Annotated in this window: 13 protein-coding genes; 7 read left to right on the forward strand and 6 right to left on the reverse strand. The window is 56.5% G+C overall.

All coding sequences use genetic code 11. The annotated features are described in order from the left end of the window. The first annotated feature begins 362 nt into the window (after window positions 1-362). Window positions 363-2,120, forward strand: coding sequence for a DUF4153 domain-containing protein (locus C3451_RS14695; protein WP_045621730.1), 1,758 nt, complete (start codon window positions 363-365; stop codon window positions 2,118-2,120). 122 nt (window positions 2,121-2,242) lie between these two features. Here the strand turns inward: C3451_RS14695 and hslO are convergent, their stop codons facing one another. The 5 genes from hslO to C3451_RS14720 form a co-directional block, all read right to left on the reverse strand. Then, window positions 2,243-3,127 (reverse strand): Hsp33 family molecular chaperone HslO, encoded by an 885-nt coding sequence (hslO, locus tag C3451_RS14700; protein ID WP_162268585.1) that lies wholly within the window; start codon window positions 3,125-3,127, stop codon window positions 2,243-2,245. An 18-nt stretch (window positions 3,128-3,145) separates the two neighbouring features. Next, window positions 3,146-3,547 carry a ribosome-associated heat shock protein Hsp15 gene (gene hslR / locus C3451_RS14705; protein WP_003861618.1) on the reverse strand — a complete coding sequence of 134 codons (402 nt, stop codon included), beginning with the start codon at window positions 3,545-3,547 and terminating at the stop codon, window positions 3,146-3,148. Next, window positions 3,544-4,227, reverse strand: coding sequence for a GMP/IMP nucleotidase (yrfG, locus tag C3451_RS14710; RefSeq protein ID WP_003861619.1), 684 nt, complete (start codon window positions 4,225-4,227; stop codon window positions 3,544-3,546). The genes hslR and yrfG overlap by 4 nt, the downstream gene beginning before the upstream one ends. Window positions 4,228-4,291: 64 nt before the next feature. Continuing rightward, window positions 4,292-6,430 carry an intracellular growth attenuator family protein gene (locus C3451_RS14715; RefSeq protein WP_045621728.1) on the reverse strand — a complete coding sequence of 713 codons (2,139 nt, stop codon included), beginning with the start codon at window positions 6,428-6,430 and terminating at the stop codon, window positions 4,292-4,294. Continuing rightward, window positions 6,427-6,696 (reverse strand): hypothetical protein, encoded by a 270-nt coding sequence (locus C3451_RS14720; RefSeq protein ID WP_124304338.1) that lies wholly within the window; start codon window positions 6,694-6,696, stop codon window positions 6,427-6,429. The genes C3451_RS14715 and C3451_RS14720 overlap by 4 nt, the downstream gene beginning before the upstream one ends. Window positions 6,697-6,757: 61 nt before the next feature. Here C3451_RS14720 and nudE point away from each other — a divergent pair, with 61 nt between their 5' ends. Further along, window positions 6,758-7,318, forward strand: a complete 561-nt coding sequence (gene nudE, locus C3451_RS14725) for an ADP compounds hydrolase NudE (RefSeq protein ID WP_003861622.1) — start codon at window positions 6,758-6,760, stop codon at window positions 7,316-7,318. Between the two features lie 93 nt (window positions 7,319-7,411). On the opposite strand, the gene mrcA is transcribed toward nudE, so the two are convergent. After that, on the reverse strand, window positions 7,412-9,964 hold the full coding sequence (mrcA, locus tag C3451_RS14730) for a peptidoglycan glycosyltransferase/peptidoglycan DD-transpeptidase MrcA (RefSeq protein ID WP_045621727.1): 2,553 nt from the start codon (window positions 9,962-9,964) through the stop codon (window positions 7,412-7,414). Window positions 9,965-10,084: 120 nt separating this feature from the next. On the opposite strand from mrcA, the gene pilM reads away from it, so the two are divergent. The 5 genes from pilM to hofQ are packed head-to-tail and all read left to right on the forward strand — an operon-like array spanning window position 10,085 to window position 13,352. Continuing rightward, complete coding sequence (pilM, locus tag C3451_RS14735; RefSeq protein WP_045621725.1) at window positions 10,085-10,858, forward strand: pilus assembly protein PilM; 774 nt, start codon at window positions 10,085-10,087, stop codon at window positions 10,856-10,858. After that, complete coding sequence (locus tag C3451_RS14740; protein ID WP_045621724.1) at window positions 10,858-11,352, forward strand: PilN domain-containing protein; 495 nt, start codon at window positions 10,858-10,860, stop codon at window positions 11,350-11,352. Before pilM ends, C3451_RS14740 begins: the two co-directional genes overlap by 1 nt. A 3-nt stretch (window positions 11,353-11,355) precedes the next feature. Then, window positions 11,356-11,808 (forward strand): hypothetical protein, encoded by a 453-nt coding sequence (locus tag C3451_RS14745; RefSeq protein ID WP_038416844.1) that lies wholly within the window; start codon window positions 11,356-11,358, stop codon window positions 11,806-11,808. After that, on the forward strand, window positions 11,798-12,202 hold the full coding sequence (locus tag C3451_RS14750; protein ID WP_032621951.1) for a HofP DNA utilization family protein: 405 nt from the start codon (window positions 11,798-11,800) through the stop codon (window positions 12,200-12,202). The genes C3451_RS14745 and C3451_RS14750 overlap by 11 nt, the downstream gene beginning before the upstream one ends. Beyond that, on the forward strand, window positions 12,114-13,352 hold the full coding sequence (gene hofQ, locus C3451_RS14755; protein WP_045621722.1) for a DNA uptake porin HofQ: 1,239 nt from the start codon (window positions 12,114-12,116) through the stop codon (window positions 13,350-13,352). Before C3451_RS14750 ends, hofQ begins: the two co-directional genes overlap by 89 nt. Window positions 13,353-13,374 lie beyond the last annotated feature (22 nt).

The raw sequence follows: 13,374 nt of genomic DNA on the forward strand, positions 1-13,374 counted from the left end.
GCCAATATGTACTGCCTGAAATTGTAGGGTTTTTCTGGGGATGTTAACCGCGACGGGGCTCATAGATTTACGTATCTGGTCAAAACCCTTACTAACGGAAAACGCTGCGACTCCAGTCACAGGGCGGGCAGATTATCGCAGGAATCGCTTTTTGGTTGGGGAAAATGTTCTTAAAAGGTTAATCTCTGGTGAATTTATCCAGAAGAATGTGAATGTAATCGCATACATGAAAGAAAATTACGTAAGAGTTACATTGGGAAAACGATTCAGGTCTCTTGGGTCAGCTATTTTCAGAGTTTGAGGTGGGGGCCAGAGTTTTGCCTTGATGAGACAATAGATTTTTCATGAACAAGGGATGAGAAATGGAAAACCGTGAGACGTTATCTCCTTCAACGCGCGTAGCCGTCGTGCTGGCGGGGGCTCTACAGGGCGTAATTTGCTATGTAATTACGTGGTATATCGAGTACGCAAAATTGCCATCGGATACGCTGTGGCTGATGTGTGTAGTACCTGCCACCGTGGTAATGACAACCACGTTGTCTCTTGCCATGACGTCATTCAGAAAGCCATTTTTGTGGCTGTCACTCGGGATGATCGGCGCGGCAGTCGCGGGTATGGGCGGCTGGCTTAAGTGGAGCGTTGCAGGACTCGAAAGCTGGAATCTCAGAGATGAGATGCTCGTTTTCGGCTTTCATCTGCTGCTGATGACGCTGTTCGTGTTGCCATGGCTTCAGCGGCGTCTGGATCCCGTCCCGACTACCTCGTTCTACAGCGACTTTTATCAACGAAACTGGCATAACGCGCTGACGCTGCTCATTATTTTTGTTTCGAATGGTCTCTTCTGGCTGGTGCTTTTCCTCTGGGCCGAGCTTTTCGAACTTATCGGCATCGGCTTTTTTGATCGGCTTTTCTTTCATTCTGACGGATTTATTTCAGTGGCGATTGGCGTGGTTTCAGCCAGTGCGGCCGTGCTCACGCGTATGCAGGTAAGGTTAATCCTTGCCCTGCAAAATCTGCTGACCCTCATCGCCACCGGTCTGCTTCCCCTGATGGCGGCGCTGGCGCTGCTCTTTATTGGCGCGTTGCCTTTTGTCGGCTTTGAATCCATTTCAGCCAGAATATCCGCCGCGGGCTTGCTGACCACCTTAGCGCTGCTGCTGTTATTCCTGGTGACGATAGTGTGGCATCCACAGCGTCAAACGCTGCCTTACTATGCCCCGCTGCGAGGGATGATTCGCCTTGCTGTGACTATCGTACCCGCGTATCCGGTTCTGGCGGGGTGGGCGCTGTGGCTACGCATTTCGCAATACGGCTGGTCACCCGAGCGTCTGTACGGGGTATTGATAACCATCGTGGCGCTGGTCTGGGCGGTCGGTTTTTGCGCCAGCGTTCTGATTCAGCGCCGTGAACCGCAGAAGATCCATGCGTACGTCATCCCGGCGACCGGGCTGCTTTCCCTCATCTTCCTGGCGTTGCTCCATACCCCCGTGCTGGATCCGTGGCGAATAAGCGTTGCAAGCCATATGGCCCGCTATCAGGACGGCAGAATAACGGCGGATCAAGTCAGCCTGTATATGCTCAGTAACGCTGGACGAAAGGGGCGGGAGGCAATGCTCACGCTGCAAAACGATCCGCAGTTTATCTCTAACCCAAAACGGCAGCGTGAAATAAATGGTCTTCTCTCCAGGAACGCTGGCGGAGCAGGTAAGATGACCGCCGCGATGCTGGAAAAACAGGTCCAGCTCGCACCGGGAATGGCTCGTCCTGATAAGGCATTGTGGCAAGCCATGCTCAGCAATCAGTATCGCTTTGAGAGCTGCGATAGCGCCCAGAGTAACTGTTTACTCATGCCGCTGGATCTTAACGGCGACGGCAAGCCTGAAGCCGTGCTATTTCAATTTACCGATCGCACGATCGTGGCTTACACACAAACCAACACGGGCTGGAGGATCGCCGGGGACGCGTGGAAAATGCCGGAGGCATTGACCAGAGAAGAACTTGACCGCGCATTAAGGCAGAGGAAAGTGAAATCTGTCGTGAAGCCCTGGGCGGATATTGAGATTTTTGGGGAGCGTGTCGATATGAGCTACGACAGTTACAATAATGCGCGGCGGCGTTAGTGCTCTTTCTTGCCGGGTGGCGCTACGCTTACCCGGCCTACAATTAGCAATCATATCAAAAAATTGCACAATTCATTGTAGGCCCGTGCAAGCGTAGCGCCGCCGGGCAACAGGCTCAGAGCTTAGTGAACCTGCGGATCCGCCGGAGAGGCGTTATTGCGGATCTCCGCGATATCCATCGAATTGAACACGTAGTGCGTACCACAGTAGTCACAGTGCATATCGATTTCACCGTCTTCCACCATGATGCTGTCGATCTCTTCATCCGGCAGCGTTTTCAGGGCGCCAGCACAACGCTCGCGGGAGCAGGTGCACTTAAATTCCACCGCCTGCGGATCGTAAACCGTCACTTCTTCTTCGTGGTAGAGACGCCACAGCACGTCGGTCGCCGACAGGGTGAACAGCTCTTCCGCTTTGATGGTTTCCGTCAGCGTTGCCAGATGTTCGAAATCATTGGTCTGCGCATCCTGCGCAGGCAGAACCTGAAGCAGCATACCGCCGGCAGCAGGCTGGCCATCCACTTCACCGGTGCGGATGAACAGACGGGTTGGCAGCTGTTCGGAACGCATGAAGTAATCTTCCAGGCAGGCGGCAAGCGTATCGCCTTCCAGACCGACAACGCCCTGATAGCGCTCACCTTCTTCAGGCGAGATCGTGATAACCAGGTAGCCATTTCCGACCAGCGTTTTCAGATCCGCATTTTCAGGGATATCGCCCTGAACGCGCGCCACGCCGCGCATCTGCTGCTGGTTATTGCCGTTGATCACCGCCAGTGACATTGGGCCATCGCCCTGCAACTGGACGGTAATATCGCCAGCGAACTTCAGCGTGGCGGTCAGCAGGCTGGTGGCAACCAGCAGTTCGCCCAACAGGGTTTTTACCGGCAGCGGGTAGTTGTGGTTTTCCAGAATCTGTTTCCAGGTTTCGGATACGGTGACCAGCTCGCCGCGCACGGCGAATTGTTCAAACAGATAGCGGTGTAATTGGTCGTGTTGGGCCATTTTCATCTCTCATGCAGGTGAGGGTTACTCGCTCTCACCGTGTTTAAATTTCATCAGATCGCGGCGCTCTTTTTTATCCGGTCGCCGGTCCGGGTGAGGCATCGTCAGCGCGTTCATTTTGCGCGCCAGCGCGGTTTTCTCGCGCTTCTCTATGCTTTCGGCCGTCTCTTCATACAGCAAAACGGCTTCGGTTGCGGGCCGCCGCTGTTCGGTAATGGCTTTCACCACCACCGTTTTCTCATCGTTGCCCTGGCGAAGCGTTAACGTGGCATTCAGTTCAACCAGCTTGCTCGGTTTGCTGCGCTGACCGTTGTAATGCACCTTTCCGCCGTCAACCATTTCTCGGGCAAGGGCGCGCGTTTTGTAAAAACGGGCGGCCCACAGCCATTTATCCAGTCTTACCCCATCAGAGGGTTTTTCTTTCATGGCGTCTCCTTCACGGTGAGTGAGGGGATCATCCGGCGATAGTCGTTCAGCCCCGGATGTCGCAGATAGCTTTTTTCAGCCAGGCCGGAATCAGGATTGGTCACGCCCAGACAATAGCGAATGCCAAATGCGGCCGCAGAATCCAGAATCGGCTCGCTGTCGTCAATGAACAGCGTGCGTTCCGGCTGTAAACCGGTCTCTTCCACCACGGCATGCCACAACCGCTGATCCTCTTTCGGATAACCAAATGTGTGGGTGGAAAGCAATAAATCAAGGTGCGAAGCAAGACCGGTATGTTCCAGCTTCACGGCCAGGTTATGGGGATGCGCATTTGTCAGCAAAATACGGCGCTTACCGCAGGCTTTCAGCGCGTCCAGGAACGGGACCGTATCTTCGCGCAGAACGGCGCGTGCGCCCTGGGCGGTGGTCATGGCGCAAATATCCAGACCGAGTCGCTCGCTCCAGTAGTCAAGACAGTACCAGTTTAGCGTATGCTGCACCGCGCTATATTGCGAACGAATGAATTCCTGCGCTTCCGCCGGGGAGATCCCCTGCTGTTCACCGTACGTTTCCGGAACCAGCTTTTGCCAGAAATAGTTATCAAAGGCGAGATCAAGCAGCGTGCCGTCCATATCAAGCAGGACGGTATCGACCGCCTGCCAGTCGATATTAAGATGCATAAGGGGGAACTCCAGCCAGAAGAAACGTGCGCGACAGGGTAGCACAACTTGTCGCGCAGAGACGTTATCCGATCAGGCTCTCAGAAGAGGAGATCAGTTTCGGGTTTAGGCAATTTTCGTAGTAGGCCTGGATTTCTGCCAGTCGCGTGCGGGAGCGCTGATAGCGGCGTACGGCCTGATAACCGTTCCAGATAATACACGCCAGCATCGCAATCAGCAGCAGGGATGTCCCTACATAGCGCCACAGGCCAGCGCTATCCGGCATACGGTGCAGGCCAATATGACGCGTGCCGTTGGCATCGGTAAAGAGGGTGGTGACGATCCCTTCCGCGCTGAATGGCGTCTGCATCAGCATCTGCGCCAGACGCTGGAATTCGCTCCACTGCTCCTGGGCAGGATAGTCATACAGCGAAACCTGCGGATAGGGTTGATCCACCAGGTCGCTGCCTTCATCGCTGGCAATCACAAAACCACCCGGCGCCGGGCTGTTAAGCGCCTGGGCGGCACGGGTGGTTTCACGCATCACGAAGGGGGCGGTAGAGGTCGCCACCAGGTTATCCAGCGACTCGGCGCTGACCGGACGCAAAAGCACATTCACACCATCGAGGCGTCCCGCTTCGGCGCGTTTCACCAGCGCGTCCCAGTCTTTGCTGTTGCCGAGGTTGACCAGCGCGTTCTTCAGCCGGATACAGTCATCCTGAGCTGAGCAGAGATCTTCTGTTTTCAGGACGATTTCGCCAAAGTCATCCAGCAGCACCATGCCGGACTTCTGAATGGCCGAACGCAGGGCAGGGCTGACGCGAGAATCATCATCCGGTTTTGGATGGAGCTGGCGATTAATCGTCTGGGTGAGCGCGGTGGCCTTATTGACCACATCCGATTCCGGAAGCGGCAGCGGAGAGGCGTCATTCCAGATGATCTGAGAGCAGTCGAACGGCGCGAACGGCGAGTTCTGGCGCGTGTTCCAGGCGCCCGGTGAGTGGATATTACACATCCCGGTGCCTTTCAGCCGCAACGTATCCCCCACGCGTACACCCGCTTCTTCGAGCTGCTGTACGCTGGTGGCTTCCACGGTTTGCGCCCCTTTGATCCATGACAGGGTAAATTTAATCGGCATATCCAGCGGCACGAAAAGCAGCAGCATGAGGAAGATTAACGCGGCGCCACCGGCAATCACCGCGCTGCGAAGCCAGTGCTGAAGCGGGAAGTTTTTTACTTCGTCGTGCAGGGATAAGTAACGTCCCTGGCGTACAACGTGGCGGTCGAGATAGATATCAATATCCGTTTTGTGGCCCAGGTCCTGCGCAATCCACGGCTGCCAGTGGCGCGGATAGATAAGATCGATGATCCCGAGCGAGATATTGTTGATATGTTCCTGATCGTTCTCGCCGAACAGTCCCCAGCGTTTTGGGGTTCCGCGCAGGCAGTGAATTTCGCGTAATGACGTTTTTGCCGGCGGGGCAAATATGCCCCACAGCCCGGCGGCCAGAAGCAGTACTGCGCCACCCGCGAGCCACGGAACAAACACGTCCGGCGTCAGCAGGCAGATGAAAAAGAGCAGGAACGAGACGACAATCAGCACCGCTTCGCGAATGCCATCCGGGCGGCTCAGGACGTACTCTTCATGCGTTTCCTGGCGGATGTTGAGCAGTTCAATCTGCTCTGTCTCTTCACCACGAATAGAGGCCTGCGTTCCGCTTGCGCGTTCCAGCGCAAAGCGTGGCGCTTCCTGAACATATTCGCTCAGAGTATGACCATTAAGGGAGATAACCAGCGGCAGCGTATCGGTATGGATGAGCTCGACGCTGTTTTCGTCGTTGATATACTGCTCCCAGAAGGGAGGCAGGTGCACTTCAACAGAGTCGAGATAGTAACGCCATTTGTTGGGATCGTCGGTTGTGATGCCGTAGCGGGTAATAGAGCGCGTTACGCACAGAACGGTGTCGCTTTGGGCGTTCAGGTTGAGCGATACGGGGGCGGTGCTGGCGCCGGTAGGGCCAGGCGAAAGCCGGGATCGGTTCAGCGTGTCGAGATACTGCTCAACGGTGCTGCGTTCCTCTGGCGAAAGCTTGCGCGTGTTTGCCCCGGCAAACGCGTTCAAAAAGGGCAGCCGATAACGGCGATGTACGCGGCGCCTGAATACCCACACCGCAATCGACGCGCAGGCCAGCACAGCAGCGAGAAAAATCAAAATGGTGCTCATGCTTTCCCCATCTTACTTATCTTCTTACAGGTGTTGTCAGTCGCACCTTTTGTACAATGAATGAGATTCTGTGGTCGGCTATCGGCAAGTATGGAGTCTAACTTGAGCATGTTGACGCGCATCCCAGTGACCGGTAATGATAACAAAGCCTGTTCCGGCGCGATATCAGCAAATTCCTGGAAACTTTTCAACCTCTTGACATTTGTTTTGAAATGAGAATTGCCTACAGTTACGTTGCATAAATGTAAATAAATAGCAATTGACATTGCCGAAACCGTGCGGCGTATCGCACAATAAAGCCAGTTCACCCAGCAAAGACCCGTCAAGATGACCAAACCCTTACAAAAGCCCACCATTCTGAATGTTGAAACCGTCGCAAAATCGCGTCTGTTTAATGTTGAAAGTGTGGATCTGGAGTTCAGCAACGGTGTGCGTCGTGTTTATGAGCGTATGCGCCCCTCCTCGCGTGAAGCGGTGATGATAGTGCCTATCGTCGACGAGCACCTGATCCTCATTCGTGAATACGCCGTGGGCACAGAATCCTACGAGCTGGGCTTCTCCAAAGGACTGATCGATCCGGGCGAAACGGTGTTTGAAGCGGCAAACCGGGAGCTGAAAGAAGAGGTCGGCTTTGGCGCGAAAGAGCTGACGTTCCTGAAAAAGCTGAGCATGGCGCCGTCCTATTTCTCCAGCAAAATGAACATTGTTGTCGCGGAAGATCTCTATCCTGAATCGCTGGAAGGAGACGAGCCGGAACCGCTGCCGCAGGTTCGCTGGCCGCTGGCTCATCTGATGGATTTGCTGGAAGATCCTGACTTTAACGAGGCACGCAACGTGAGCGCACTGTTCCTGGTGCGGGAGTGGCTGAAGGGGCAGGGGCGTTTGTAGCGCCACCATTAAAAACGGCAACCGAAGGTTGCCGTTTTGCATTACGCTGTAGGCCGGGTCAGGCGTCGTCACCGCCCGGCTTTTTTGTTGGCGTCAGAACAGTTCGTGCGTTTCGCCGTTATCAATGATTTCGGTACCCACCTCATGCACCGCCTGCGTGGTTGGCTGCGTACCCTCGATGAAATACTCGGCACGGCTGTTGCCGCCATTCGCGAGCTGTCCGGTGCTGCGGTCAATATTGATCGTGACAATGCCCGGCGGAGGCGTTAGCGGCTGCTCCGGCACGCCCTCGAGAGCGGCCTTCATGTAAGCATCCCAGGCCGGTTGCGCACTCTTAGCCCCACCCTCGTAACCGGAAATCTGATCTTTAATTGCGCCAGAAGCGGTTGTGCGTCCAAGAGTGCGGCGGTGATCGTCAAAACCAATCCAGACCGAGGTGACAACGCCCGGGCCATAACCTGAGAACCAGGCATCTTTTGAGCTGTTGGTTGTGCCTGTTTTGCCGCCGATATCGCGGCGCTGCAAATCGCGGCCCGCTCGCCAGCCGGTGCCTTGCCAGCCCGGTTCGCCAAAGATGTTGGTGTTCAGCGCGCTCTTAATCAGGAACGACAGCGGCGTGCTGATCACGTGCGGAGCATACTCCTGCGCGCCACTCTGGGCGACCAGCGCCTGATTGGCCTGTTCCAGCTGAGGCTGCGGCACCGCCAGATTCTGACGTTCCTGAGAGATGGCAACATCTTCCATGTCCTTGTTTTCAAGGACATTGGATTTTGGCGTGTCGCCGTAAATCACCGGAATATCGCATTCAGGGCAGGCAATTTTCGGCTTCGCTTCAAACAGTACGCCGCCCTGATCGTTCTCGATTTTGCTGATGAAATACGGATCGACCAGGAAGCCGCCGTTTGCCATAACCGAGTAGCCACGCGCGACCTGGAGCGGTGTGAAGGACGCGGAGCCGAGCGCCAAAGATTCGGTATGAACGATGTTTTGCGCCGGGAAGCCGAAGCGTTGCAGATACTCTGCCGCATAATCAACGCCCATCGCACGCATCGCGCGAACCATGACCACGTTCTTCGACTGGCCAAGGCCCTGACGCAGACGGATAGGGCCAGCGTATTGCGCCGGAGAGTTCTTCGGCTGCCAGTCAGAGCCCGCACCGGCATCCCATCGGGAAATTGGCACGTCGTTGAGAATGCTGGCGAGCGTTAGCCCCTTGTCCATCGCCGCGGTATACAGGAACGGTTTGATGTTCGAACCGACCTGACGCAGCGCCTGGGTTGCGCGGTTAAATTTGCTCTGGTTGAAATCGAACCCGCCAACCAGCGCCATCACGGCACCGTTCTGCGGATTGATGGAGACCAGGGCAGAGTTGACGTCCGGCACCTGTGCCAGCCACCAGGCATCGCCTACCTGACGCACCCAGATTTGTTGTCCGGTTTGTACCACATCCGTCACTTTACGTGGAGTAGGCCCCTGAAGGGTGTCAGAACGGTACGGACGCGCCCAGCGGATACCCTCCATACGCAGCGAAACGGATGTACCATCGGCCATCATCGCCACCGCTTCCTGCGGATCGGCCTGGGTGACCACCGCCGGACGCAGCGGGCCATAGGTCGGCAGCGCTTTCAGGGCATCAGTAATTTTTTTGCTGTCCCATGCGCCTTCGCCCACTCTCCACAGCACGTTGGACGGGCCGCGATAGCCGTGACGCATATCGTAATCCATCACGTTATTACGCACCGCCTGCTGGGCAGCCTGCTGCACCTTGCGGGTCACGGTGGTATAAACGCGATAGCCGTCTTCATATGCTTTGTCGCCGTAGCGGCGCACCATCTCCTGGCGAACCATTTCCGTCAGATACGGCGATGAGAAAGCAATTTCCGGTGCATGGTAATTGGCATCAATCACATCGCTGCGTGCCCGATCGTACTCATCCTGGCTGATGTAGCCTTCGCTCAACATACGCGATAGCACAACGTTACGGCGCGCGGTGGCGCGGTCCAGTGAGTAGAGCGGGTTAAACGTTGATGGCGCTTTTGGCAGGCCGGCAATGGTCGCCATTTCGCTCAGCGTGAGCTGATCGATCGACTTACCGAAATAGACCTGAGCCGCAGCCCCTACACCATAGGCGCGGTAGCCCAGATAGATCTTGTTGAGGTAAAGCTCAAGGATCTCGTCTTTGCTCAGCAGTTGCTCAATGCGGATCGCGAGGAACACTTCTTTGATCTTACGTATCAGCGTCTTTTCCGGGCTGAGGAAGAAGTTACGCGCCAGCTGCTGGGTAATGGTACTTGCCCCCTGAGAGGCATGACCGGAGAACAGCGCCACGCTTGCCGCACGGAAAATACCGACCGGATCGACACCGTGGTGCTCGTAAAAACGGCTGTCCTCGGTGGCGATAAAAGCCTTCACCATCACGGGTGGAATTTGATTTAAGGTCAGTGGGATACGACGTTTCTCGCCGTATTGCGCCATCAGTTCACCATCGGCGCTATAGACCTGCATAGGGATCTGAAGCCGCACATCACGAAGTGTGGCGACATCAGGGAGTTGCGGCTCGACATATTTGTACAAACCAATAATCGAGCCTGCTCCCAGCAGAATGCAACAGACTGCAAGGATCAATAAATACTTTACGAACTTCACCGGAGATTTCCCATTTGGTTTAGCCTGGGCAGTTTCTAAACAATCGCGCGGTAGTATAAAGGCAAGCCTGATTCATTGATATAGCCGTCACTCCGACGGGCGATAAGGAGATCGTGAAGCATGGCTTTTAAAACGTGGCAAACAGGCGTTCATATTCAACAGGATAAGGTGATTGCCGTGGCGCTGACCAGAGAGCGGGCCGGCTGGCGTTTACGGCGCTGGTGGGCGGTGCCGCTGTCGGACGGGGTTATGGGTGAAGGCAAAATACTTAAGCCAGAACAACTGGTTAATGCATTACGTGGCTGGCGGAAAACATTGCCGCACTCGCATCGGGTATTTCTCTCATTTCCGGCAACGCGCGTTCTGCAACGCGCGTTGCCCCGTCCATCCGTTAACTTGCGTGACAGCGAACAGCTCACCTGGGTAGGCGCCGCATTAGCGCGTGAGCTGGAGATGCCTCCCGATACGCTCTGCTTTGACTACGCGCAGGATACGTTCAGCAACACTTTTCAGGTTACCGCCGCGCAAAACAGAGAGGTCGATACCCTGTTGTCGCTGGCGAAAGCGCTGCGTTTGCGCCTGGCCGCAATCGTCCCGGATGCCGGCGCACTGGCTAATCTTCTCTCTGCTGTTGCCCCCGTCCGGTGCGTAGCCTGGAGGGATAAACACCAGTGGCTGTGGGCGATGCGTCACCAGTGGGGGCGGCGCTACACCACAGAAGCGGCGACGGTGAATGAGCTGGCGGCGTTGCTTGCACTTTCTCCTTCTGATATCGCCGTGTTTGATGCTGCACGGGATCCCTGGGAAGCGGTGACGCTGTGTCAGCCGCCGTTGCCAGAATGTGGTGCTGATTACACCGTCGCCCTGGCGCTGGCCATGAGCGAGGCGCCGTAATGAGCATGCCCAATCTTTTACCCTGGCGTCGGCAGCAACGTAATCAGCGCCTGCGTTTTTGGGGGCTGCTGTTTACCGCCTCATTGTTGGTGATGCTGGCGGGAGGCGTCAGCCTTCGGGCGACGCAGACTCTCGCGTCACAGGCGTTGCAGAGCGATCTGGCGGGAACGCGTGCGGTGCAGAAGGTATTGAAAGCCCGTCAGCCGCAGTCTGCGGGGCTGGAACCCCCTTCGCAGCCGCCTGAGACGGTGGCATGGCAACCCGCGCTTGAATCCCTTGCCAGTGCAATGCCCCGGCAGGCGTGGCTAACGGCGCTGCGTTATCAGCCACCCTCGCTGATCCTGACGGGCTATACCCCCTCACTCCCGACGCTCTCCGCCATGACCGATGCGCTGAAAAGGGTGACGGGGTTTAACCCCGGACCGGCAGGCGAATTGCAACAGGATAGCCAGGGGCGATGGATGTTCTCTTTTCAACTGCATAGCCGGAGGTAGCCAGTGGGCATCTGGTATCAACGCTGGACAGATGCACGTCCTTCCCGGCGCGTCCTTTGCTGGTTGATCGCGTCGGGGATCGTTGCGTTTGCGATTTGGGGAGCGCTGCTCAGACCCGCTGCTCTGTGCTACGCCGATATTCAGGCGCAGGCCAGCAGTGCGAAGCGAATCAACGCCTCGCTGTGGCCAAAGGCCGGGCGGCGACCTGTGGTTACGCAAGTGAAGCCGGTGCAGCCCTTTTCTCCGCTGGCATTTCAGCGTGAGGACGCAAGGCTGGTGTACTGGAAACCGCAGCACAGTGGGGGAGAGCTGGCGCTGGATGCCTTATGGGGCGCAGTTCCGGCGCTCTTTTCCCGGCTGGCGCTTGAGAACGTGCGGGTGAGCGCGTTTTCCATCACCCCACAGGGAAAACAGCTACGCCTTAGCCTGCAACTGGAGATCGGTCATGCGCAGTAAAACCCGTTTGCTGATCCTGCTTTCTCCGCTTTTCCTGACCGGGATGCGGGATCCCTTCTCCGTGCCGGAAGAGCGTTGCGCAGCAGGGCAACTCAGCCAGTGGCGGTATCAGGGAGTAGTCAGCGGCAGCAGGGATATCGGCCTTATGCAGGACGGGCAGAACCGCTGGCACCGGGTAAAAACGCAGATGAGGTTACCGCCAGGCTGGCGGGTGAGTGCGATAGATACACAACAACTGACCGTTGATGTCGGCGAGATGTGCGAGCCGAAACGATGGACATGGCAGCGAGAAGGAACGAAAAAAAGTGAAGATATGGATAGGGCTGTTACTGGCGGCACTCAGCCAGCCCCTGTGGGCCGCGACGCCAAAACCGGTCACCCTGCTGGTGGATGATGTCCCGGTGGTGCAGGTATTACAGGCGATGGTAGCGCAGGAGGATCGCAATCTGGTGGTGTCGCCGGATGTCAGCGGTTCGCTTTCGCTGAATCTAACGCGGGTGCCCTGGAGGCAGGCGCTTCAGACGGTAGTGAACAGTGCCGGGCTGGTATTGCGGGAAGAGGGCGGCATTTTTTATGTGCATACGGCGGCCTGGCAGCGGGAGCAACAGACGCGTAAAGCGCAGGAGCGGGCCCAGCGTCTGCTCGACGCTCCGCTGCTCTCTCACAGCATTCCGTTTGCTTATGCGGATGCGACCGAATTGCAAAAAGCGGCGGAAAAGCTCTTAAGTCCGAAAGGCAGTCTCTCCGTCGACAAGCGCACCAACCGTCTCCTGGTCAGGGATAACAAGTCGGTGGTGGACATGCTCCAGCGCTGGGCAGCGCAGATGGATCTGCCCGTCGAGCAGGTAGAACTGGCGGCGCAGATTGTGACCATTAGTGAAAAAAGCCTGCGTGAATTGGGGGTGAAATGGAACCTCGCTGACGCAACGGAGGCCGGTAAGGTGGGTCAGGTCACGACGTTGGGCGCTGACCTGTCGGTGGCCAGTGCAACCACACACGTTGGGTTTAATATCGGGCGCATCAACGGCAGGATGCTGGATCTTGAGTTGTCGGCGCTTGAGCAAAAGCAGCAGGTGGATATCATCGCCAGCCCGCGGCTACTGGCGTCGCACATGCAGCCGGCCAGCATCAAGCAGGGCAGCGAAATCCCGTATCAGGTTTCCAGCGGCGAAAGCGGAGCGACCTCCGTTGAGTTTAAAGAGGCGGTATTAGGCATGGAGGTCACGCCGGTGGTGCTCCCGGGCGGCCGCGTTCGTCTGAAGCTGCATATCAGTGAAAATATGCCTGGCCAGGTGCTGCAACAGGCGGACGGCGAAACGCTGGCGATTGATAAGCAGGAGATCGAAACGCAGGTAGAGGTAAAAAGTGGGGAAACGCTCGCGCTGGGCGGGATCTTTTCGCAAAAGAATAAAACCGGACGCGACAGCGTGCCCGTGCTGGGCAACATACCGTGGCTGGGTCAGCTGTTCCGCCATGACGGAAAAGATAACGAACGGCGCGAGTTAGTGGTGTTTATCACGCCACGTCTGGTCAGTATTCATTAATGGGTAACGATCCCCGCAATGA

The sequence above is a fragment of the Enterobacter sp. 301B genome, assembly GCF_003850715.1.
Classification (GTDB): domain Bacteria; phylum Pseudomonadota; class Gammaproteobacteria; order Enterobacterales; family Enterobacteriaceae; genus Enterobacter; species Enterobacter intestinihominis.